This window comes from Glutamicibacter sp. (assembly GCF_050701915.1).
Classification (GTDB): Bacteria; Actinomycetota; Actinomycetes; order Actinomycetales; family Micrococcaceae; genus Glutamicibacter.
On sequence record NZ_JBOGEG010000050.1, the window covers coordinates 1 to 20,983 of the forward strand.

General features: G+C 54.6%; 18 protein-coding genes and 1 pseudogene. 2 read left to right on the top strand and 17 right to left on the bottom strand.

Annotation, left to right across the window (positions count from 1 at the left end):
• Positions 1 to 860: 860 nt before the first annotated feature.
• The 4 genes from ACRDT3_RS17890 to ACRDT3_RS17905 all read right to left on the bottom strand — a co-directional run bounded on the left by ACRDT3_RS17890 (position 861) and on the right by ACRDT3_RS17905 (position 3,136).
• Positions 861 to 1,631, bottom strand: a complete 771-nt coding sequence (locus ACRDT3_RS17890) for a ParA family protein (RefSeq protein ID WP_431494278.1) — start codon at positions 1,629 to 1,631, stop codon at positions 861 to 863.
• Between the two features lie 192 nt (positions 1,632 to 1,823).
• Entirely contained in the window at positions 1,824 to 2,165 is a 342-nt protein-coding gene (locus tag ACRDT3_RS17895) for a hypothetical protein (protein ID WP_431494279.1), read from the bottom strand.
• A gap of 152 nt (positions 2,166 to 2,317) precedes the next feature.
• Complete coding sequence (locus tag ACRDT3_RS17900) at positions 2,318 to 2,668, bottom strand: hypothetical protein (RefSeq protein ID WP_431494280.1); 351 nt, start codon at positions 2,666 to 2,668, stop codon at positions 2,318 to 2,320.
• 153 nt (positions 2,669 to 2,821) lie between these two features.
• Entirely contained in the window at positions 2,822 to 3,136 is a 315-nt protein-coding gene (locus ACRDT3_RS17905) for a hypothetical protein (protein ID WP_431494281.1), read from the bottom strand.
• Positions 3,137 to 3,577: 441 nt separating this feature from the next.
• Here ACRDT3_RS17905 and ACRDT3_RS17910 point away from each other — a divergent pair, with 441 nt between their 5' ends.
• Entirely contained in the window at positions 3,578 to 3,868 is a 291-nt protein-coding gene (locus tag ACRDT3_RS17910; RefSeq protein ID WP_431494282.1) for a hypothetical protein, read from the top strand.
• A gap of 11 nt (positions 3,869 to 3,879) precedes the next feature.
• Here ACRDT3_RS17910 and ACRDT3_RS17915 read toward each other — a convergent pair whose 3' ends face one another.
• From ACRDT3_RS17915 to mobC, 13 genes and pseudogenes are all read right to left on the bottom strand, one after another.
• Entirely contained in the window at positions 3,880 to 4,167 is a 288-nt protein-coding gene (locus ACRDT3_RS17915) for a hypothetical protein (RefSeq protein ID WP_431494283.1), read from the bottom strand.
• A 173-nt stretch (positions 4,168 to 4,340) separates the two neighbouring features.
• Positions 4,341 to 5,726, bottom strand: coding sequence for a hypothetical protein (locus ACRDT3_RS17920; RefSeq protein WP_431494284.1), 1,386 nt, complete (start codon positions 5,724 to 5,726; stop codon positions 4,341 to 4,343).
• Between the two features lie 532 nt (positions 5,727 to 6,258).
• The gene (locus ACRDT3_RS17925; RefSeq protein WP_431494285.1) at positions 6,259 to 7,554 is read right to left on the bottom strand and encodes a chromosome partitioning protein ParA; all 1,296 of its coding nucleotides are present in this window, start codon (positions 7,552 to 7,554) and stop codon (positions 6,259 to 6,261) included.
• A gap of 14 nt (positions 7,555 to 7,568) precedes the next feature.
• Positions 7,569 to 8,207, bottom strand: a complete 639-nt coding sequence (locus ACRDT3_RS17930; RefSeq protein ID WP_431494286.1) for a hypothetical protein — start codon at positions 8,205 to 8,207, stop codon at positions 7,569 to 7,571.
• Positions 8,204 to 10,063 carry a transglycosylase SLT domain-containing protein gene (locus ACRDT3_RS17935; protein ID WP_431494287.1) on the bottom strand — a complete coding sequence of 620 codons (1,860 nt, stop codon included), beginning with the start codon at positions 10,061 to 10,063 and terminating at the stop codon, positions 8,204 to 8,206. Before ACRDT3_RS17935 ends, ACRDT3_RS17930 begins: the two co-directional genes overlap by 4 nt.
• Before the next feature lie 3 nt (positions 10,064 to 10,066).
• Positions 10,067 to 12,655 (bottom strand): VirB4-like conjugal transfer ATPase, CD1110 family, encoded by a 2,589-nt coding sequence (locus ACRDT3_RS17940; protein WP_431494288.1) that lies wholly within the window; start codon positions 12,653 to 12,655, stop codon positions 10,067 to 10,069.
• 199 nt (positions 12,656 to 12,854) lie between these two features.
• Positions 12,855 to 12,998: pseudogene (locus ACRDT3_RS17945) on the bottom strand (PrgI family mobile element protein); the annotation flags it as partial.
• A 2-nt stretch (positions 12,999 to 13,000) separates the two neighbouring features.
• A complete protein-coding gene (locus ACRDT3_RS17950; protein ID WP_431494289.1) occupies positions 13,001 to 13,837 on the bottom strand; it encodes a type IV secretion system protein in 837 nt (278 codons plus the stop codon).
• A 3-nt stretch (positions 13,838 to 13,840) separates the two neighbouring features.
• Positions 13,841 to 14,047: a hypothetical protein gene (locus tag ACRDT3_RS17955; RefSeq protein ID WP_431494290.1), complete on the bottom strand. Its 207-nt coding sequence runs from the start codon at positions 14,045 to 14,047 to the stop codon at positions 13,841 to 13,843.
• A gap of 403 nt (positions 14,048 to 14,450) precedes the next feature.
• A complete protein-coding gene (locus ACRDT3_RS17960; RefSeq protein ID WP_431494291.1) occupies positions 14,451 to 16,133 on the bottom strand; it encodes a VirD4-like conjugal transfer protein, CD1115 family in 1,683 nt (560 codons plus the stop codon).
• Positions 16,134 to 16,143: 10 nt separating this feature from the next.
• Complete coding sequence (locus ACRDT3_RS17965) at positions 16,144 to 18,108, bottom strand: DUF3801 domain-containing protein (RefSeq protein ID WP_431494292.1); 1,965 nt, start codon at positions 18,106 to 18,108, stop codon at positions 16,144 to 16,146.
• A complete protein-coding gene (locus ACRDT3_RS17970) occupies positions 18,108 to 19,835 on the bottom strand; it encodes a relaxase/mobilization nuclease domain-containing protein (RefSeq protein ID WP_431494293.1) in 1,728 nt (575 codons plus the stop codon). The genes ACRDT3_RS17965 and ACRDT3_RS17970 overlap by 1 nt, the downstream gene beginning before the upstream one ends.
• Positions 19,835 to 20,191: a plasmid mobilization relaxosome protein MobC gene (gene mobC, locus ACRDT3_RS17975; protein ID WP_431494294.1), complete on the bottom strand. Its 357-nt coding sequence runs from the start codon at positions 20,189 to 20,191 to the stop codon at positions 19,835 to 19,837. Before mobC ends, ACRDT3_RS17970 begins: the two co-directional genes overlap by 1 nt.
• A 221-nt stretch (positions 20,192 to 20,412) precedes the next feature.
• Here mobC and ACRDT3_RS17980 point away from each other — a divergent pair, with 221 nt between their 5' ends.
• Entirely contained in the window at positions 20,413 to 20,766 is a 354-nt protein-coding gene (locus ACRDT3_RS17980) for a hypothetical protein (RefSeq protein WP_431494295.1), read from the top strand.
• Positions 20,767 to 20,983: the final 217 nt, after the last annotated feature.

Here is a 20,983-nt window from a genome sequence, read left to right on the forward strand (position 1 = left end):
AGGCCATGCTCGCGAGTTACAACCAGGCATAAACAGCTGATACTAGACAAGTGATTGCCCCGGCAAGCATCACATACACCCAACGCCTGTCGTGGATCTCTGGCTTTAGCTGCTTGTTTGCTAAGGCCACAACGGCAGCCCCAACAACGAAGAATAAAATCGGCAATAACGGCAAATCGCTTAGGCGCATGACTATTCCTGCTATCGCACTAGGCGGTTAGGTAGTCTCGCAGGCGGCGTAGGCAACTCTCCCCCGTTGCGCTCACGTGCCGTACTAATCGCGGCATCAACAGCTTCCGCACACCATGAGCTGTCACTTAGCCATCGCTCCTCGGCCTGTTCCTGGCTAATGGCAGCTCGCATAAGCTCAATCGCTGATGTAGGAACATTAAAAGATCGTGAGCTGCCAGTACGGACTTCTGCTCTTGCTGGCTTATTCGCAGCAAACCGCAAACGAGCCTTAAGCGAACGTGCAGCGTGACGCGTGATAGCTTCACCAATCCATAGCGTGAAAGTATTAGCTTCTCCCCCGTTCTTCCAGTCGGCCAGATATGCGGCTTTAGCATTGTTGAACTGCTCAGGAGTTAGGTAGATACCTTGACGAGTAACTGCCACGGTGCGCGCTGGCCTACCGCTCTTAGCTTGCTTCTTAGGCTCCTGCACCGCTGCTGCTGGCTTTATCGCTTCCTCGCGCGCAGGTACCGGCGCGACGGCTGGCGCAGCGGCATCTGCGGTCGCTGGCGCTTGCTCAATTGCCGTCTTGTTTCGATCCCGAAGACTTCTACGGGCTGGCTTGCTTGGAGTCTTTTTCTGTTCCATCATTTCCTCTTAGTCTGATCTGTCTTTATAGGTCAGCTAGTCTAGTTAGTCCAGTTATTCACGCGTCCAGCGACAACCGAAGCTAATGCAGCCTTGTAGTCTTCCGCGATAGGCGAGCCTGGATAGTAGACACCAACCGGCATTCCTGCCGTGTACGAGTCTTTGACCGCTACAGCTTCGCGCACAGTGCTAGTCACGCGCCCTGGGTATAGCTCGTGAAGCGTCTGCACAACCTCCCGATCCAATAACCGGCGGCCGTCATGCTTGGTCGGTATGATCCAGTGCAGCGCCTGTCCGGGGCGCAGTCGCTTGGCTATGCGATTCCGAATCACTTCTTCAAGCCTTGGCAGCTGCTCATATGATTCCGTTTCGCATGAGACTGAGGATACGATCACATCAGCGGCCGCTAAAGCACCTAGCGTTAGCGTGCCTAGAGCTGGTGGGGTGTCTATCACTACGTCATCCCATACAGTCGCAAGACTTGGCAGGTAGTCGCGTAGAGCGGTCATAATTTCAGGCTTGGTGCTGATTTCTTCCAAATCAAAAGTGCCGCAAAGTATGTCCACACCGGGAACGGTTGGACTAGGGAACGCGGCTTCCTCGGCGCTTGCATCACCTATGAGTACATCGGCAGCTACGCCGGAAACTTCTGCATCTTCGGTGACACCTAGGCGCGTGGTTAGATTACCCTGCTCGTCAAGGTCAATCGCTAGTACGCGGCGGCCAGCGGCGGCTAAAGTGGCGGCTAGTTCTGCTGCCGTGGTGGTCTTCGTTGATCCGCCTTTAGACAGCGCTACGGCATAAATGGTCATGAAATGCTCCTTTGTAACTAGGTCGGTAATTAGTCCTGCATGGTTTCCGTGTTGATACTTTAATTTTAGTCTAGTTGGTCATTCTATGCAATGCTCACGAGCCTTGATAAGATGCTTTTGTGCTCCGGGGTGGTTCCCGGTTGCCGTGTTGAAACAGCCCCGCAGCGCTTGCGCTTGCGGGGCTGTTCTTATTTAGCTTTCCAGCGCCTTAGGGCCGCGCCATGTCGTGCTCGTGGTTCCCGCGTGGAGCGTGTCGAACACAAGGCATACTCTCCGGCCGTCGATGCGATCCTTGAAATCTTTATGGATCTTCCCCCATGCCCTAAAGACACTCGAGTCTCGGCCGTATCTTTCAATGTCTGCCCGCACCGCTCCTGATGCTGTGTTTGCATCCCTGAAGTCCTTCTCTGCCTTGTCTCGGTCCTTGCGCTCTGGGCCGCTGGTTCCATCGTCGTAAATGGCAAAGAATAGCGTTTGCTTCGCGCGGTCGAACTGGTTGATGGCATGAACTCCTGGCTTCATTGGGTTATCCATGTTGCACTCCTTGCGGTTGGCCGGTGGTTAGTCCGGCGTGGTTTCCGTGTTGATACTTTAATTTTAGTCTAGTTGGTCATTAAATGCAAACTGTCATGGTTACTTTTCGCTTAAATAAAGAAGTGCCCCACCAGTGGCGGGGCACTTTCCTTTTAGAGAACTCGGGCGTTCAGAACTTCCTGCCCGTCATGGTCCAGCGCTAGCAAGATTCTTGATAGTCGCTCTGCATCAATGTTGCTTGACTCGTAGTGTGCAATAAATTGGCCACGCGCCGCGTAGAGCACACGCACATCGTAGTAATCCAGGTGATTGAGTTCTACGGTCACTCGCATGATTCGCGGCCGTGGTGAGCGCTTGCCTGCCTTGTTGAATGGAAGGATTCGAGCCTTGAAGGTCAAGCCGATCTCGCGGCCTTCACTGGTTAACGCTGCGAACTCGTGCGCTCCCAGACTCATGAAGATGCCGATTTCTACCTGCTGGCGAATAGTGCCTGCAACGGTCATTTGGCGCTCCTTGCGGTTGGCTGGTGGTTAGTCCAGCGTGGTTTCCGTGTTGATACTTTAATTCTAGTCTAGTTAGTCATTAAATGCAATTTTCGGAGGTTGTTTCGGGCAGAAAAAACCCCTCCCACCTTCTAGGGTGGGAGGGATTTCAAACTAGTCTTCGACGGTGGCCAGCTGGTGACGTGCGGCTACGTTCTGCATTGTGTCGGCAATGCTGTTTGCGTCCATGGTGCCGGATTTTGCCAGGTCTTCCATGGTGAAGTGCAATAGCGTTTCGCGATGCTCGGGGTGGATGCCAAGATAGGTTTCTTCCGCAGCTTCTTTTACCTCCTCGCTGGTTAGGATTTGCACAGGCAGCCGGAATGCTTCTGCCAGTTCGTAGATGATTTCGGTAACTCGCTCTTCGCAGATTTGGTCTACTTGGATGCCTAGATCTTCCAGGGTGATCGAGTCGTACTTGCAGCTCACGATGCGCTCCTTGCGGTTGACTGGTGGTTAGTCCAGTATGGTTTCCGTGTTGATACTTTAATTCTAGTCTAGTTAGTCATTAAATACAAGGTGACTAGAGCCTATTTGCTGTAATCTCGGAATTTCTAGTATGTCTAGTTAGTCCGTTATATCGTGGCGATTGCGAAAGCTGGCGCAGGTTGGTGGCTCGTTCCTGATAAGCGGAGCAGTGCCGGTGAAGGTATGCAGCGTCAACCCGTAGGGCGGCGGAGGAGAAAAATTTTTGCAAGGAGCTTGCGACGAAGACAAAAAATTTTCGGGGGAACCGGGGCGCAGCCCTTGCGCGGAATACCGTTCCGGCAATGATGGAGCATCAGGGGCGAGACTCCACAGTTAGGCGAAGGGCAGAACGTAAGTACAGCGGATCTTTTTGTCAGTGTCAGGGCGTAGCCTTGGCACGTTATGCCAGAGGAATTTGTAGACGTTCGTTTTACGGCAGCCGGTGCGCCCTGGAAGATCCGACGCGGCGGCCGTGTCTGGCAAGTCGTGGTGGAGCCGACCTGCCATTTTGAGCGGGTGAACTGGTGGGAAGACCTGACATTCAAGGTCAGGAAGGGTGCTGCCGACAGAATTGACTATGCCGTATGGCTGGTGCAGGTGCGGTTAGGCGCTAATCCGCGGTCGGATATTTTGACCTGGGAGCTGGTGGAGCATCCACGCATTGATTCCTGGTCTGTGCGCGAGGTGTCATAAATTTGTAAGGTCTAGGTGATATTTCGACCTATCGCGGCGGTAAAAGCTACTAAGAATCCGATCAGGACTACTGCATACAACCAACGTAATTCGGTTGTTTGTGGTTGGTTTTCTTGGCTAAATCGGTAGTGGCCGCGCGCGGCCGCGCCCATCACGAGGATTGTTCCTGCGGCGCTGGTGTAGATCCATCCGTCACGTCCTGGCGTGACGAAAAGAAATACCAGGTAGACAAGTCCAAAGATTATTGCGGCGCGCGCCTGGGTTAGATGGTGCGTTGCTTGTTCTGGGTTTTGTGCCATGAGTGCTGCTTTCTAGAAATCCGTGCACAGGCCATGCTCGCATGTCGTGTGCTAACTCGAGTACTAAACGTGTGGCTTGTGTGCGGGTGGTCGATTGGTTCCTGCTGTCCATCATGTGTGCGAAAAAAGCAGCGGAGCGGGAGAGCTTTTTTCGTGCCCATGTGGGCAGGAGGCTAGGAACATGATCCGGCTCGGCGTGCGGCTGCTAGGGCGGCTCGTGCGGCCGCCGCACCTCGGGAAGCGGTGGTGCGCAGTTGTGGGCGCTGCGCGGCTTGCTGGGCGTGGCGTTCGGCTGCGGCTCGTGCTGCTGCGCGTGCCTGGTTGCTGGCTGCGGCGGCTCGCTGGGATTGGCTGAGCATGATTTCGCCGGTGGCGGTGCGCCACTGGTTGAGCCGGTGCAGGATCGCTGCGCGCAGGATGCGGCAGTAGTCGATGTAGGACTGAGTGTCATGGTTGTGCTGGGGGAGTGCTCCCCAGGATTCCTTGCCGTGCAGGCCTGGTGTGGTTCGCCATTCCAAGGCGTGCTGGAAATCTGAGATTGTCCATCCGGCATCGAAGAATGGCTTGGCGATGTTCAGGATATTTTTCTTGGAAAAACGGGCGAAATCTGGCATCCGACGCAAGATTTCAGCGGCAGCCGATAGCCCCTGTCCTCTAGAGCTGATCGTTCTGTGAGCTGGCCACAGCTCAACTGGTCGATGACCGGCTTGGTGAGTTCGCACGGCGGAGCCGTGCCCAAAAAGTTTTTCTGTGCCGCGTAGCGGCTCATTTTGAGTGTTTTCTTCGCGCGTGCGCGTGTAGGAACTTACTTCGTAAGTGGTTAACCCCCCTACGGGGAGGGGTTCTAAGTTATTTCCACAGGCGGTGCGGTTTGGGGTTTGCTGGTCTGGCCGGGTAGCGGTGGTGTCTTCGGCGTCTTGGGGGCGCAGGCCTAGCCCGATGGGGCGGCAGAGGACGTATACGGGGGCTTCGTTTTGTGCTTGCTGGCCTGCTTTGGCGGCGTATTGTGCGCTGCGGCCGGAGGCGACGATGCCGAGGATTCCGTGGGTGCGCAGGAATTTGAGGGCGTTGCCTACGGTGGCGCGGGATACGCGGGCTTTGTCGGCTACGGTATCCCAGGTGATGCGCACTGTCATGCTGTCGTGCTCGGTGTAGCGGAGGAGTACCCAGAGCACGGCGAGGATGTTGCGTTTGCAGTCGGCACGGCGTGCCAGTAGCTCGTCGAGGGATCGGGTGGCGCGCCATGCTTGGGCGGTGTGGTCGATTTTCTTGCTGCCGGTGGGGATGGCCCAGGCTATGGCTCGGTCGGAGGTTTCCTGGGCGCGTGAGACACGCCGGATGCGTACCGGAGCAGCGGTGTGAGCGTGCTGGGTGGCCATTGCTTCTTTGGCCGCGTTGAACTGCGTCTTGCCCTTGGCGGTGAACCCTTCGGGAGTTTCTGCCTTGACGAATGGGCGGTGGCCTTTGGCCGTGTGAGCCAGGATTGCTGCTACTCGGCCGTCTTTAGGACGCGTGCAGCGAGGTGCAGGTGTGAGGATATTCGCGTGACTTTCACGCATATCTAGGGTTTCTACAGTTGTTTTGTCGCGCGCGGACGCTACTATAGACATATAACGTCTTTCCTGTAAGAGGGTAAAGAAAGGGGAGCGTCCGGCTTGGTAACCGGAAGCTTCTGGTCAATCTGGTCTGCGGTACTCGCCAAAGTTATGGCAGATCAGATTCGAATTCTTAGAAAAGGCCGCGCATTGCGTGGCCTTTTTCTTTTAAGGCTTATCCACTGGCAGCTGCTCCTGTTTATCCACGTCAAGCAAATAAGACAGATCCGGCAGCTCGCCGTTCCCATCTTCCCTGAGAACAGTAATCAAGCTATCGAGATACCGAGCTGCGCTCATTCGGCTAGTTTTGGCCGCGCGAGTGACTGCCTCCCGGCTCTCAGGTGCCACACGGCCCTGTAGGAGCACCGTTGGCGCATTATCTTCTCTGCGCGTTCTCATGTTTCCAACCTATACGGTATGCATACAGCTGTGAAGTCTTTGGCCTGTGTGTCGCAAAAAAGCTGTGGCGCGTTTCTTGAACGCGCCACAGCTTTTTCTATAAGCCCCTGGCTACCGCAGCGGCCGCAGCGAGCCATGCACGCTGTGTTCCTGGACGGAGCGCCTCGTAACGGATACGTCCGGCTTTCAATGCCGGGTCGTAGGGAACAATCACAACAGCACGAACCAGTGGCTCAAAGAGCTTGGCTATACGCTGCGCTTCGGTGCGGTCTTCTGCCTTCCATTGGGAAATAATCACCACGGCTTCCCTAGCCAACTTCTCCCCGTGTTCGTCACGCGCTGCAAGAGTTTGGAGGGTCAGCCGTGCAGCTTCGGCGCGGTCTTCCATGGTGGTTGTTGGAATGACCAGCTGGTCGGTATGTTCCATCATTGCGCGCCAGTTGGCAGCTCGTGCGGTGTTGCCTGAATCCATTACGATCATGCGGAAGTAGCGTGATGCTACTGCGTGGGCTTCGTGGACTTCGGAGGCCTGGATCTCGTGATCGCCTTCGTCGTTCTCGTCGGATCGCAGAACATCGTATTTGTCTTCGGTCTGGTGGTGTACGTATCCGGCCATGAGGCCTTGTGTAGCCGTTGGAGACATGAGAAGTTCTTGATCTCGGAGTACATCAAGCACGCTGGCTCCGTGCGTGCCTTGCTCTGTTCGCCAGCCTAGAGTTCCTTGGTTTTCATTGTTATCCCATGCGAGCACCCCGCCGCCGCCATACCTGGCGTATACCGCAGCAAGGCACGCTACGGTTGGAGTTTTGTTGCTGCCTCCCTTTCGGTTGGCTACGGCGATTGTGCGGATACCTGGCCAGTGCTGAGAAACGGCTTGAATGTCTTCCCGTTCCGAGAGTTCAGCAGCCGATGGCTGCGGCCGGATGCCCAGGAATTTAAACCATGAACGCACGCCCTTTGTCGCGGGGGCAATAGGATCATCATTCGTGAGGAATGATGTTTCCCGGAGACTACGCCGTGACGGGTAGGTGTCTTCGTCCTTCCGTGTTTCCTTGGCCGGTGCGCTCACTGGTTCCTCTTTTACCTTGGGGGCGGGGGCTGCTGGCGTGGCCTTTTCAATAGCCTCGACTTCCTGGCCGGCTACTACCTGTTCAACAGATTCTTCGGTTGCTTCTTCCATGTGGCCATTTGGGTGGATCAGCATAGTGAACTCGCCGCTAGGGTCAACGGAAGTGAAGGTCACGGGCTTATCCAGGCGTGCAGCATGGTTTAGGGCTACATCGCGGATTATCATCCGTGCATCTTCCAGGTTCTTGCCTTTGATCTTCTGGCTGCGGCCATCAATGGTGATGAGCGCCGAGCCATCCTTTTCGGTTTGTGCGTGAATTGACATGCTGATCGCTCCCTTTACTTGCTGAGATCTATGTTGAGTTCGCTCTTGGTTGGCTGGTCGATCTTGGTGACTTTGCCGCTCTTTTCATCCATCGTTACCCACCAGGTAGCCTGTGCCTCGGGTTGGCCTGATGCGCCACCGCTACGCAGCATCCAGTCCACGTTGTAATTGACGAGCACTCCTACCCGGTAGGTGTGCTTGCTTTCTTCGCCGGTAGCATCGTTGAGCCAAACCCGTTCGGCGTTGGCTTCTACGGTTAGCGAAGTAACTTGTTCGGGGTCGTAAATGTCTGCCCATACTGGTGCGAATGACTTGGCCAGTTCAGGTGAAAATTCTGCGCTCAGATATCCTTGCTGCCTTGCTTCATCTGACACCGGGCTGCTCCATTTAGCGGCTGCGACCGCCGCATTTGATGCCGCTTGCTCACGGTCTTTGTCGAATGACATCAGTCCATCGAATTTTCCATCACTGGGGCTGGCCGTGATCGATGGTGTTGGGGTAGCTGACTGGCTCGGCTCATTGGCAGTCGGCACAGTTGTTGATTCAGCTGCTGGTTCTGAGTTGTTGGCAGCCCAGATAATGCCGCCGATAATTGCCGCAACGATGACAGCTGCCAATGCGCCGAATATTATGAGCTTCTTCTTATCAATCATGGGGTTATGCCTTTCGCTTCAAGATATGGAAGTGGGTCGATACTCTTGCCATTTTGTATTGTCGGCCCGGAAACGTCTGTGCCTGGCTTGTTGATCTGGAAATGTAGATGACGGCCGCTGCTATTGCCTGTAGCTCCTGGCTGGCCTAGCGGTGTGCCAGCTGGCACTATGTCGCCAACATGGCTGCTGTTGACTGTCAGGCTTCCTGCTGCTGCTTCGTGGAATTCAAAGACCAAGTGCGGTTCTTCAACTTGAACTGCGTAGATGTATTCACCATATGAATCCCAGAGAGGATCTGATGTTCCTTTGCCAACATAGGTAATTTTCATTTCCGTGGGTGCATAGAAGTATTTGCTGATTCCTCCTGCCAGATCGATGCCTTCATGGAATAGAAGGAACGGCATTCCCGCACAAGACACGAGTGGACATGGCCGAGGGCCATAGTCAGAAGTGAGACGGCTTCCTGGCATAGGGTTTGTCCATTCACCTGGGCCGAGTTCGAGTGGCATCGGCAATGGGTTTTCGCACTGCACTTTAGCTGCGGACATGATGATCTTGACGTAATCTTCAGTTTCGGGGAATGGCGGGATTCCGCCATAGTGCTGTACTGCACCCGGTCCAGAGTTGTACCCGGCGAGACTGAGCTTCAAGATTTCTTCTTCGTTGTCGCTGAGATAGCTCACCATCTCACGAATATCGGCCATGAAGCGGCCTTGTGCGTCAATTCCCGCTTGCGGGTCGAAGGGGTCTTTGCCGTTGCCGTACTGATCCCACGTACCGGGCATGAACTGTGCAATGCCTCGCGCCCCAGAGGGCGAAACAGCTTTAGGATTCCAGCTTGATTCTCGCTGGATCTGGGCTGCAATGAGGCTAGTTGGCATTTGTGCGGTCTTAGCTGCTTTCTCCACGGCATCTTTGTATTCAGCCGGGATTGATACAGCTTGGCCATTAATGCCGTTGTCACATGAAATCGGGGATTCTACCCTTTTGCGTTCTTCTTCTATGCCTGGCAAGAACCAACCGATACTGGCGATTACAACAATTACGATGGCCACGATAGCCACAACAGTAAGCAGCACGGGAGATGCGCTGACAATGGCGCTGACCGCCGATACCGCTGCGCGGATAGCGTGAGCAACAGCAGCTGTGGCTCGTGAGATCCCCATAGCTCCCCGGCTAACGTGCGAGCCAACCTGCGCTGCGGCTTGGCTAGTTTTCCGCGCCGTTGCTGCCCCTTGCTTAGCCTTGGCACGCTGGCGAACAGCCGCCCCGGCCGTGCGCAAGTTGCGGCCGCCCTTGCCGACTTCTTTCGCTGCTTCTTTGACTCGCTTGCCAGCGTTGACCATATCTCCTGCAGCACGCTTGGTGCTTTGAGCAGCTTTGCCGGTTTCCTGGGCTGCCGCTTTGATATCTCCGGCAGCAGCACCGAATTTCTTGGGTAAATGGGCGGCGTTTTTTAGCGTTTTTGGCGCCTTTTTCAGGAGGCCGCTGGCTTGGTCATAGCTGTCTTCTTCGTTGGTGGCCTGGGAATATGCGTTCTTTCCCGCACTTCCCGCACCTTTTCCAAACCGTGAACCGGCACGGGTGGTGTGGAATGAGGATTTCCCGGCGTGCAATCCAGCTTTCGCGGCATTGCCAGTGGCTTTGGCCGAGTCGCCAGCCGCGCGCGCGCCGCTGGATCCCGCTTTGCGTGCGTTTTTTCCTGCGCCGCTGAGCGCGTCTTTCACTCCTTTTGCCGGTGCAGCGTCCCTGTCACGGTCACCGTTGACTAGTCGTTCATTCCTAGTGTTCAGGTTGAGCCGTGACAGCTTCTGACTGGCATCAGAACCGTTGTCTTTGCGGCGCAGATTCCGCATGGCTTACTCCTGGAAGGTCGTTTGGTACAGCTCGTAGAGAAGGGAGGATTCTGGGATGATGCTGTCGAATCCGACAATATGGCCACCGCTCTTAAGCAGTCCTTGGCCAGCCCGTACATTCTCGAACTTGTTGCGCTGTTCCGAGCTGAAATTCATCAGATCGCACAGGCTCGTTGCGTCAGTTTCTTTCTGTCCAAGGATGGCCAGGAAATCGCAGTTCGCCAGCATGATACGTGCGTGCTCGTTGTTAAGTACTGACTCGATATTCTGGGTGATGCCGGTTGGATACATGCCCCATTTACGCGCACGAGCGTAGAAGGTCTGGAAGACTTCTGCCGTGTGGTCATCGTTGAAAAGCATATGGAATTCGTCAATGTAGACCCAGGTACGGATTCCCTTGGAACGGTTGCGCACTACCCGGTTCCAGATCTGATCGAGAACAACCATCATGCCGAAGCTCTTTAGCTGGTTACCCAGCTTGGAGATATCCCAGACAATCAACCGATTCTGAATGTCAACGTTGGTCGGCTTGGAGAATCCGCTGAGTGATCCCTCGGTGTAGATTTCCAGCGCTCGTGCCAGTGCCTTGCCATCGTTTTCTTCGCTGCCCATCAGGCCATTGCGCAAATCATGCAACGTTGGCATGTTGGCGGTTGCCGGATCTTCGCGGTATTCGTTCTCATACCTCGAGTACATGGCAATCGTCACCCGGTCAATCAACGAGCGCGCTTCTGGGCTTAGCCCGACTGCGCCGCCGATAAGAGTCTCAAGCATCGATAGCACGAATTCGCTCTTGGCCTTGATCGGGTCATCTTCGGTATTTCCCTCGAACTCAATGTCGAAGGGGTTCACTCGGTCTTCGCTACCTGCATGGATTCGAACAATCGCGCCGCCCAGGGCGGTGGCCAGTGGTTCGTATTCATGTTCAGGGTCAATGATGATGATTTCATCGTTCGGCCGGTCAATCACGGTTCCCGTGATTTCGGATTTGGCGAACACGCCCTTGCCAGATCCAGATGTACCAAGGATGAAGCCGTTGCCGTTGGGGGTCTTGGTTCGGTCAGCCACCACAGGGTTGGAAGAGTCAGTGTTAATGCCGTACCAGTGGCCACCTGGCATGAAAAGTTCTTGAGTCGTGAATGGTACGAGGATTGCTGCCGATGCGCTGGTCATTGCTCGACGCATGGGCACGGCACGCCGACCAATAGGCAACTGGGTAGTAATCCCCTCGTACTGCATGTAGCGCAGTTCCTCGGCAGTAACCGACTGTTTGCGCAGCGCTCTTTTCGCACGCTTGATGTTCTGGTCTAGTTCTTCTGCTGATGGTGCGGAGATTCCGATAACCATTACTGTCGAGAAGATTTTTTGGCTTGAATCCGAGATTTCCTTGCGGAGATCCCGTGCTTCTTCGAGGTTGTCTTTGAGCGTTTGCGGCAGGTATTCCTCGCCTAGCCCTTGCTTCTGCAGTTTCTTGCTTTCGGCAATCTTCTGCATTTCAAGTTCCGCAATCTGGCGTTCGACCAAGCTTTTTCCTTCAAGCTGTTCGAAAGCTTCCAGGTGCAAACTCACTGTCAGATCGCACTTGATTTCGGTTAGCTCGGTGATCACCCGGTCAGAGAGCCAGGTCGGGTAGTCGCGTACCCACAACACTGAGTGGTAGGTGTCAGCACTCGCGTTGCGGAAGACTACCGGGCCGCTGCGTTCGGCATTTTCCAAGGCGTAGGGAGCAATGTAGTCATGCGTTGCTCGCCGTGGCTGGTCTGCAAATTCTTCTTCGGAGAAAGCAAACAATTCGTAGGGGCGCAGAATATGCGACATTACAGCTAATCGCTCGGTGCGAGTCAGCCTGGTTGCCTTGCAGTCCTTCATGCCCCGCAGCTCAGCTTGTACGGCATGTTCCAGGCGTGTCAGCGTGGATTCTGCCTTCTGCTGGTCAGGTTCCTGGACGGTGATCGTCAGATACTTTTCGGTCACTGTGTTGCCGCTAGAGGTGGCCAGCTTGCCGCGTACGATCTTGTTGTGGTCTTCGCGGTACTCGTCGTACTGGTCGCCTCGGTAAGCCTTCTGTACCAGACGTGCTACGTCTGCATCGTCCAGAACTCGGTTGATCACTGTTTCCTGAATCCGCGAACCTGCATCGAATGAATTCAGAAATCGTGCCCACTTATCAAGGATGACTTCTTGGTCGTTCTGCGCCGCAGAAACGTAGTTGATATCCGAGATTTTGAGGGTCATTGACCATTCGTCAGATCCTAAATACGCCACGCCGCTGGGGAGCATCGTGTGATATCCCAGTACGTCGCGGGTTTTTTTCGGTGCGGCTTTGAACGCACCTTTTGCGGCTGCATTGTCGATGCCTGTCTTGGCAGCAGCGGCGCGTTTACCGGCTTCGGCGGGTTCTGCGTCCTTGCTCTTGCGAATGCTCGCTAAGACTCCTGGCAAGCCGCGTTTCTTTGAACTCCGGCTTCCGGTGTCGCTTCGACCGCTTGGCAGGCTGGCCATCTCCGTGTTCAGATACGGATTGGTAGTTTCGTTTGATGCTGGTGTGTTGGTAGGTGTCTTCATAGGTAATGACCTTCGTGGTAAGAGCATGTCGGAAGAAGTACTGAATGTAGACCTCGGGTGTCAGCCCCATTGGTCTCCACCACGCCCAGAAAGCTACGGGAACGATAAAGGGGAACATGGCGTACATTCCCACGGTGGTGGCAGCGTTGAGAGATTCTTGCGTGTCCGGGTTATTGAGCGCCCCGGCAGCTAGGTATTGATCCCAGCTGCCTCCGTTGGAGATAAGAACGGCTGTTGTCACCACTGCGAATACCCCACCACCGCCAAAAACCATGATGGCTAAGGCTCCGATACGCCGCCAGGTAAGGCCGAACATGGGCTTTGCTTCGTATGCTGCAATGTCCTTATGGACTTTCATTTCCAATGCCATGTTTAGCCCTCACCCAGAACGGATTTGGCCAGTGAGTTGGCTTGGAATAGGAGGAATATCAGCACAAGCGGAGCAATGATGAAAGTTCCAAAGTTCCCAGCGACGAAGCCCAGTGCATCTCCGTCGTAGTTGATCTCTTTGGCAATCCACCCGCTCATAAGTGCCTGGTAAAGCTTGACGGCTAGAACCAGCACCGCGCCGGTAATGGCTACAACGCCGTAGCGTTTCAGGTAGCCGATGCCTATTTGCTTGGTGTCTTCATGAGAAAGGAAAGCGATAGGCAATGATGCAAATGCGTTCATGATGTACATCTGCAAGAAGCGCATGAACACGAGAACTGTTGCCACGACAGTTCCGAAAGCAGACACCACGTATGGAATGAGAAGAACCATCACCATTCCTGCTTGGTTCATGGTTCCTGCGTCTTCAACGTCTTTGCGCATCTGGTCGCCCAATTTGATGGTTTCCCCGCTGCCGCCTATTGATACGTTGTTGGCGGTGGTTGCAATCCATTGCGCGACACCTGCAATGCCGTCCAAGATGACAATGGCACTCTGGCAAACCATCAGTACCATTGCCACCTTGAACATGCTTGCAGCAACAATCTTGATACCTAGTTCGCGGTCGGATTCGATCTTGGTCGAGTTGGTGGCCAACATCATCGAAGCAATGATGGCCAGCACAATCGACGTGACCGGCTTAACCGCTGTGTTATGGATCAACACGGCCGCGTTATACATCGCTGGTTGGTATTCGGCTGGCGACAGCAACACGTTTCCTACGCCCCCGCTGGCGGCGCTGGATATCGTGTTGAGCATTGAAACGATAATGTCATCCATGATTTAAATTGCGAGGGTCTTGAACAGCGCTGCGGCGGCCAGAATCAAGCCGCCGCCGACAACCTGCCACACGCCGGTTTGAATCTGAGGGCCGTTATGGTCTTTGAGTCCACCGCCGAGGACGATAGCGCCCCAGAGAAGCCACAAGCCGCCGCCAAGCATGGCGAACCCCGAAATGAGGTCTAGAACTGACTGGAGTAGTGGAGGCATGAGATAATCCTTTCAAGGAGTTTGAACTATTACGTAATCTATCATATGGAGTGTGGATATGACTACAAAATCGACTAATGGGCGGCGACAGTGACCGAGCACCTACTTAATGACCGTGAACGCGCGGTTCTAGAACACCTAACACCACGCCGATTCGAGCTACTTTTGCTGGCGTGCCAGCTACCACAACCGTTCACTGCACCAGAGCTAAAAGCCCTATACAGCGAGGTAAACCCCCGCACCATATCTCTCGATCTGGAAAGCCTGGAACGGGGGAAAATTTTGAAGGCAACACCCCCAGCGGATCAACCGCGCCGGGGGCAGCCAATTTACTTCGAGTTAGTACCGGATATACCGGAAGTTCTTGAACGCTTAGCTTCTACTGCCGGTAACGCCTGGGCATCTATACGCCCAGCTTCCGAGACTTAAACGGGTGCAGCCCACGGATTTTGACTATGGCTAGTTCGTCAGCGAGGCCGCCAACTTCATCTGGCTCCATGAGCGGCCGTTTCATCGTCCGGTCGCTCTTTGTCCATGATCCTGTTGCACCGTAGCTCCGGGAATTATCCTGGGAAATAACGGTCTCATTGCCCAACCGCTTAGACATCCACTCGGCCGTTTGCTGATCATTCGTTCCCAGGAACAGCGTTGTATCGCAGTTACCAACAATGCCATCCCATTCATCCTTGAATAGGGCTTTGCCCTGGCTATAGGACTGCATAACGATGCTTGCGCTGATTCCGCGGGAACGGATGGTCGCCATTTTTTTATCAAATTCCGGCAGCTTGCCAATGTTGGCGAACTCGTCCAGGAACATATGCAGCATCCGTGGCAACCGCCCAGATTCCTCATGGTCAGCTTGGTACACGGTTTGCTCGAACAGGGATTGCCAGAACATCGCGGCAACAAACTTGAACGTGCTGTGCGTGTCCGGGATCTGCAAGAACAGTGCGGTAGGTTCATAGCCGATCTTGTCTAAGCCGAGATCATCGGTTGCAAGGATTCTGCGGATATCGTGCATGTCCAGGGGTGATAGACGCACACCCAAGGAGATGACGATGCTCTTCCTGGTTTCCACCGCGCCTTGCTCGTACACGCGGTACAGGCGGCAAGCGAAGTCCAAGACCTGCATCACTTGTTCATCATCGTCAGGGTCGGGATTCTGGTTCCACTCGTCCACGATCTCTCGCGCTGCTTGGAACTTAATGTCTGTTTCGCTGTCGCGTGCGTCTTTGTCTTCTTCTGAGCCGTCCATGCCCTTTTGAAGATCCAGCACACCAGGAAGATTAGGTTCCTGCCCGTCGGTGATCGCCGTAGTTGCCCATTCATAAGCAACCAGAGCCGTCAATAGTGCGCGCTCGGCTCGTTCGAAGAACTGGTCTCCATGCGACTCTTTGCCAGTCGTATTCATCATGATTGACTCGACCAATTGCATGATTCCGGTTTCGACTTCATCAGCGTTGAAGTAGCGCATGGGATTGAACTGGTTGGACTGCTTGAGGTTAATCAGATTCAGCGTGCGAATCTTCATGCCTCGTTCTTCCAGCCGCGCACGCGCAGCTCGAATGATTTCGCCCTTCGGGTCAGTTGTGGCCGTCGATGCATTCAGCTCCAACAAGTTCGGCATGATGTACGAACGGGTTTTACCCGTACCCGACGCACCCAATACAAGAACGTTCGTGTTGCGCTTGGTGACATGCGCATCCACCGATAACGCTTCGGTTTGGGTCAGGCGTAGGACTTCGGAGGCTTCCCTGCTCGTGAATCGCTTGGGTAAGCTTCCCGAACGTGCCCACTTAGCCGAGCCTTGTTCTTCTCCCGGCCGGGTGTTCTGCTTGCTGCCGACCACGTAGAAAATGATCAACGCCATGATGACTACGCCTACAAGACCTCCAATGAGGTCAGGCTGCGCAGTAGAGATATGAAGCAGATTATCCATCAGCGCGGCTGAGAACCCCGGCAGTAGATCCCCTATTCCGGTTCCGCGCTCCATTTCCACGCGAACATACTCAACAATCCTGTTACCGGCGAAAAAGACTACGCCGCCGCCCACAACGGCCGCTGCTACTTTGCCTCCTGTGCTCATGTTCCTTCACCTACCTTCTCGGGGCGCGTTCTGGCTTTGGTGCTTGCAGCTTCGACGGTGACGCCGAATGATCGTGTTTGATCTGCTGCACCTTCGTATCTATGCGCTCAGCAACCTTTTTCCTGGTTTCGTCGCGCTTGCCCAGTTCTTCACGCTGCGGCTTAGCTGTCGATGCTGAATTGGTTTGCGCTGCTGTCTTATTTCCCTGCGCCTTGGGCTGTGCAATGGCTTGTCCCTGTGCGGCCTTCGCGTTCTTCCCTCCGGCGCTTGGCGCAGGAGCCGGGGTTGCTGTCGTGCCGCCGTGGCTAACGGCCTGTTCGGGCGCGTCTTCGGTGACTTCATCGGAGCTGAAAGGCAGGCTCTCACTGCTGACACTTTCGGCCTCTGCGGCACCGACCACAATCGGTTCTTCGGTTTGAGGCGATGGCGTATTCATCTGCAAATACGGGTTGTCGCTCTGTTGCGCAGCGGCCGGCTGCTCAATGGCAGCTTCGGGGGTCAGATACTCTCCCTGGCTGTGTTCTGCAGCCAATGTCTGTTGAACCCACGCCAGATCTTCCGGTGGGAGGTCATCCCACCCATGTTCCGCGAAAGCGTCATCCAGCATGTTCACGTTTTCAGGGGTTAACGGAACTTCCTGCCGCAGCGTTGTTTCTTCGGCCAAGGCCAAGCGTTGAGGGTCGGCGCTTTGCCGGAAAATATACTCTTCTGCCCCTGGTTCAGTTCGATCATCCAGCAGATCTCCGGCTTTGACCGTTTGTTCAATGACAGTGCCGGTTCCTGCATAGTCTTGGGCGAGCTGCTTGTTGGTCGTGACGAAATCGCCGTTATTCAATGAATCCTGGCTGCCCTCTGGCACGCCGCGATACACCGTGACTTCGGTATCTGCTGGCAGGCCGAGAGTATCCGAGAGTGTGGCAATATCCTTGCCCAAGGGCGCTGTCACACGGCTGGCCGGGTCATATTCAGTAAAGACCGTTCCGGTCGGATTCACAGAATCCAAGGCCGGTGCAGATTCATCCACGGCTCCGGCTCCCCCGCGCAATGCCTCCGATATGGCTTGCGCCTCGGTATCTTCCAGCACCAGGCTCACATCGGTTTGCACCTTGCCCAGTTCTTCTTGTGGAAGTTGGGCGGCTTCGGGATCGTCAGCCGCTGCAAAAGCGTTGCGTTCCTCCGAAACAACTTCTTTCACATCGTCCAAGTTCATGGGAATGTGCTCGCTCAGAGCCGCATCCAGGATTTCGACGTTGGCAATGGTCAGAGGTATGCGGCCATCTTGTTCAACGGTGGCTGCCAGCTCCTTGACCTCCGGTTCCCACCGAGTCCAGCCTTCATTCGGCCGCAGTGCCCGGTGCGCAACCGGTGGTTCCTTGACAGCTGCTTCTTTCAGCGCAGCAGACAAGTTGTTCTTGGCCGCTTCATCGACCTCTAGAACCCGCTCCCCCGGAGCCTCTATGGCTTGCCCTTCCAGGACTTCCCCAGTGGTGCGTTGCTTGGTCAGCTGCTCGTCAATCTTCGCTGCTGCCGCCGACAGCGCATGTTCAACGACTCCTGCATCTTGTCCCTGCACATGGAACGTGCGGGAACCGTCCTGCTGCTTTTCGATTGCGAAAGTTACACCATGCTTGCGCAGTTCACGACTGAACTGGCGCGCTATTTGCGCGTCCTGCACTGGCATGAATTCGCGCTTGCTGTCAGCTATCCTGGTGAACTCCCGAAGGCTGACCTGCCGCTCAGGGTTGCTTCCATTAGCACGCCCATGCGCTGCCGAGTATTGGTGCGAAGCATCAACCAGGGCGAGAATCGCTTTTACCGTGCCATAGATGACACCAGCGCTGATTCCTACGCCCAGCCCGAAGGCTCCCTTGCCTACCTTGATCCCCGCGCGCGTGCTGGCAGCGGCGGCGCTCCTGCCCATCTGCGTTCCAGCCTGTTGCAGATCTCCTGCAGCCTTGTCTGTCATGTCAGCCATTACATGCCCCTTCCGCGTACGCCGTCATTGCGGCCTTCATCATTGGTTCGGTTGGATCTGATCTTCGCTTCTTTCGCTGCAAGACGCTCTCGCAGAGACAGCGGCTTCTTAGGCTCGTCCTTTGGCTTCTGTCCGGTCTCACGGTCGCCCTGTTGATCTTCCAGCCGCTCGGTTTGCGCTGCATGCTCTTGGGCAATTTCGGCACGGTGCTCCGGCGTTTCTCGGTCGCGCTCATGATCGTCTCGCGCCGAACGCTGACTGATATCGAGCGCACTGTGTTCACTTGCCGGTTCGATGCGTTGGCGTGCAGCGGCCTTATTAGCTATTTGTTCTCCCACGGACATTTTCACCTCGTTACTTGATAGTTGTGTCAGCGCCCGGATATCGGTCTTCACGGTCGCAATATTCCGTTCCATGATGCGCAATTCAGCGCCCAGGGTACGAAGCTCCTTTTGATCGCCCTGCGGGTCGATAGTCATTTCTGCTGCCGCAACCAACGTTGTCTGGTAGCGGAAATGGTGTTCTTCAAGCTTCTTACTCGCAGACTCGATCGCCTGTGCCGGGTCAATCCCAGAAGCATTGATCCAGCGGGTCTTGGCGTTTACTCGCTCCCCCAGTTCGCGTAGAGACTTAAGTTCATTTCCCCAGCGGCCGACAGTCATTTTGTCTAGCCCCATGGCTCCGGCGCGCTTCTCTGCTTCGGCCAGATCCGGTTTGGAGAAGTAGCTATAGAGACCCTCTGTAGAAACAGTTTTAGCGTGTTGCCCGGACGTATTGGCCAGCAAGTGGTTCTGCGCGCTGGGTACGTAGATTCTCAGTGAGCGCCCGTGGCGAACGATTTGCGTCTTCGAAACAGTCATTTCCAGTTGCCGTCTCGTGCCAGGAACACTGACGGTCAAGGTGTCCTTGGATTCCTTCAAGATCATGGAAGCATCGATGCCCACCATGTTGACAGCGGACTTCGAAAGCCGAGCCATGATGTTTGACTCCGTGTACGCTGCACCTAACCGGAAATCGCGGATGGGCCGATTCATCGTGCCCTCTCGGAATGAAACAGTTCCGTTCTTTCCGCTCCGCACGCTCGTTTCAATTCCTGCTCTTGCCAGGATTGATTCGAACTCAGTCCAATCGCGCGCGCGCGATGCAGCTTTGTCGATTTCCGTACGAATGAATTGCTTGGCAGAATCGCCTTTCAGGACACGGTAAATATCCCTCATTGAATAACCAGTTGCACGTTCCGGCTTTGGCAGAACGCGCAGTCCGGCAGCGAGGCAAAGCTCGTCGCTGATATCCCTAAAATGTCCAATTGTGCTCTTCTGCACGCGGATCTTTTTACCGGTCTCAAAGTTGACCGGATTCAAAATTATGTGGTTGTGAACGTGTCCTTTATCCAAGTGAGTAGCAATCATGTACTCATGAGTTCCACCAGTGATCTTCTCTGCGAATTGCACACCAATCCGGTGTGCAAGTTCCGCACTCATTCCGTCCTTTGGATCAAACGATTGGATCACATGATGCGCCAGTACCGATCCCCTGCGCTGCTTGGAAACGCCAACCCGCTCCGCAGTTTCTGCGAACTGAGTTGCAACAGCTTTGTAATCGGTAGGATCAATAACCGCCGCATTAGTTGACACCCAAACACCATCGGATGTTGCATCGGCACGCGAGATATAAGCCAATGCCTTACTGACAGTTGACTTGATCTGCAACATCTTCACGGTAGCCACTAGCTCTTACTCCCCCGAGCTTCATTAACCGTCTGGTTAATGACCGCTTGAATCTCCTTTAGAAGTAAACGTGCAGCTCGCATTTCTTCAAACGTTACGACCTCTTCAACGTTTACCTGTCGCGCGATTTGATTGATGTTATTTCCAATGCGCGATAGCTCAGCCCTCACGGTTGAAGGATCAAAAGCATTTCTCGTCACGCTGATCTCTGATTCAAGAATCGCGTCACGGGCAAACCCTTCCCAAGATTTCGCCTGGGCGATCTCCATGCGACGTTCCACGCGCTTCCATTCCTCGGCATTGAACGAGATCAACTTGCGAACATTGCGCGATCGCTTCGATCCGTCAGCAGACATGTTCACCTCTCATACCGGGATTGGGCTGGAAGCCCATAGAACCAAAACCTATGTTTTGAGCGAACCGCAGGTTCACGCGCAACTGGATATCCAGTTGCTATGCTTGCTACGCTCTTAAGTCCAGTCTATCGGCTTACGTCAGTTATCGCTACAATTGAGACAAACCAAAAAAGCGGCCACATAGCGCAAACTACGTGACCGCGATTATTTAGGAGATAAAAATGAGCGCAGAAAATGAAATTGACGAGCTGCTACGTCAAGACGAGGCTGAACTAAAGGCGAAACGCAAGCGACTCAAAACCTTTGCCTCCGCAGTTGACGATATGCGAGCGAATCAGCTTTCGGCCGCCGCTCTAGCAGAGGAACTTATCACTTCTGGCGACCTTACTCGTGCCGAGTTGGGCAAGGTCTTCAAGCTATCTCGCGCAGAAAAATCCGTGTTGCTTCCCGCTCGCCGCGCCTCAACTGGTGATGCGGAACCAGAGAGCACGGAGACCATTGCCGAGCAAACGAACGAGCCAGAAAACGGCAATGAAAATTCCGAAAAGGACAGTTCGGATAGCCAGAAGAACTAGCCATATTCCGGCCTTGATCGACCCGAAGACAATCTTGATAATCAAGAGAATCAAGGACGAGGCCAGGACGATGGCAATTGGGATCATCAAACGCCCTGCCGCTTCAACAAGCATGATTTGTCCTTCCCTGTTTCCTGTTTCTCTACCCTCAGCCTAACTTGACATGAGGACGTTTCAACAGAAGCGGAGTAGTTCCTTATACGTAAGTTGGCTGGCG

Excerpts from the sequence above, each read along its gene's own strand:
- ACRDT3_RS17890 (WP_431494278.1), bottom strand. The coding sequence starts at position 1,631 with ATGACCATTTATGCCGTAGCGCTGTCTAAAGGCGGATCAACGAAGACC.
- ACRDT3_RS17895 (WP_431494279.1), bottom strand. The coding sequence starts at position 2,165 with ATGGATAACCCAATGAAGCCAGGAGTTCATGCCATCAACCAGTTCGAC.
- ACRDT3_RS17900 (WP_431494280.1), bottom strand. The coding sequence starts at position 2,668 with ATGACCGTTGCAGGCACTATTCGCCAGCAGGTAGAAATCGGCATCTTC.
- ACRDT3_RS17910 (WP_431494282.1), top strand. The coding sequence starts at position 3,578 with ATGCCAGAGGAATTTGTAGACGTTCGTTTTACGGCAGCCGGTGCGCCC.
- ACRDT3_RS17915 (WP_431494283.1), bottom strand. The coding sequence starts at position 4,167 with ATGGCACAAAACCCAGAACAAGCAACGCACCATCTAACCCAGGCGCGC.
- ACRDT3_RS17920 (WP_431494284.1), bottom strand. The coding sequence starts at position 5,726 with ATGCGTGAAAGTCACGCGAATATCCTCACACCTGCACCTCGCTGCACG.
- ACRDT3_RS17925 (WP_431494285.1), bottom strand. The coding sequence starts at position 7,554 with ATGTCAATTCACGCACAAACCGAAAAGGATGGCTCGGCGCTCATCACC.
- ACRDT3_RS17930 (WP_431494286.1), bottom strand. The coding sequence starts at position 8,207 with ATGATTGATAAGAAGAAGCTCATAATATTCGGCGCATTGGCAGCTGTC.
- ACRDT3_RS17935 (WP_431494287.1), bottom strand. The coding sequence starts at position 10,063 with ATGCGGAATCTGCGCCGCAAAGACAACGGTTCTGATGCCAGTCAGAAG.
- ACRDT3_RS17940 (WP_431494288.1), bottom strand. The coding sequence starts at position 12,655 with ATGCTCTTACCACGAAGGTCATTACCTATGAAGACACCTACCAACACA.
- ACRDT3_RS17950 (WP_431494289.1), bottom strand. The coding sequence starts at position 13,837 with ATGGATGACATTATCGTTTCAATGCTCAACACGATATCCAGCGCCGCC.
- ACRDT3_RS17955 (WP_431494290.1), bottom strand. The coding sequence starts at position 14,047 with ATGCCTCCACTACTCCAGTCAGTTCTAGACCTCATTTCGGGGTTCGCC.
- ACRDT3_RS17960 (WP_431494291.1), bottom strand. The coding sequence starts at position 16,133 with ATGAGCACAGGAGGCAAAGTAGCAGCGGCCGTTGTGGGCGGCGGCGTA.
- ACRDT3_RS17965 (WP_431494292.1), bottom strand. The coding sequence starts at position 18,108 with ATGGCTGACATGACAGACAAGGCTGCAGGAGATCTGCAACAGGCTGGA.
- mobC (WP_431494294.1), bottom strand. The coding sequence starts at position 20,191 with ATGTCTGCTGACGGATCGAAGCGATCGCGCAATGTTCGCAAGTTGATC.
- ACRDT3_RS17980 (WP_431494295.1), top strand. The coding sequence starts at position 20,413 with ATGAGCGCAGAAAATGAAATTGACGAGCTGCTACGTCAAGACGAGGCT.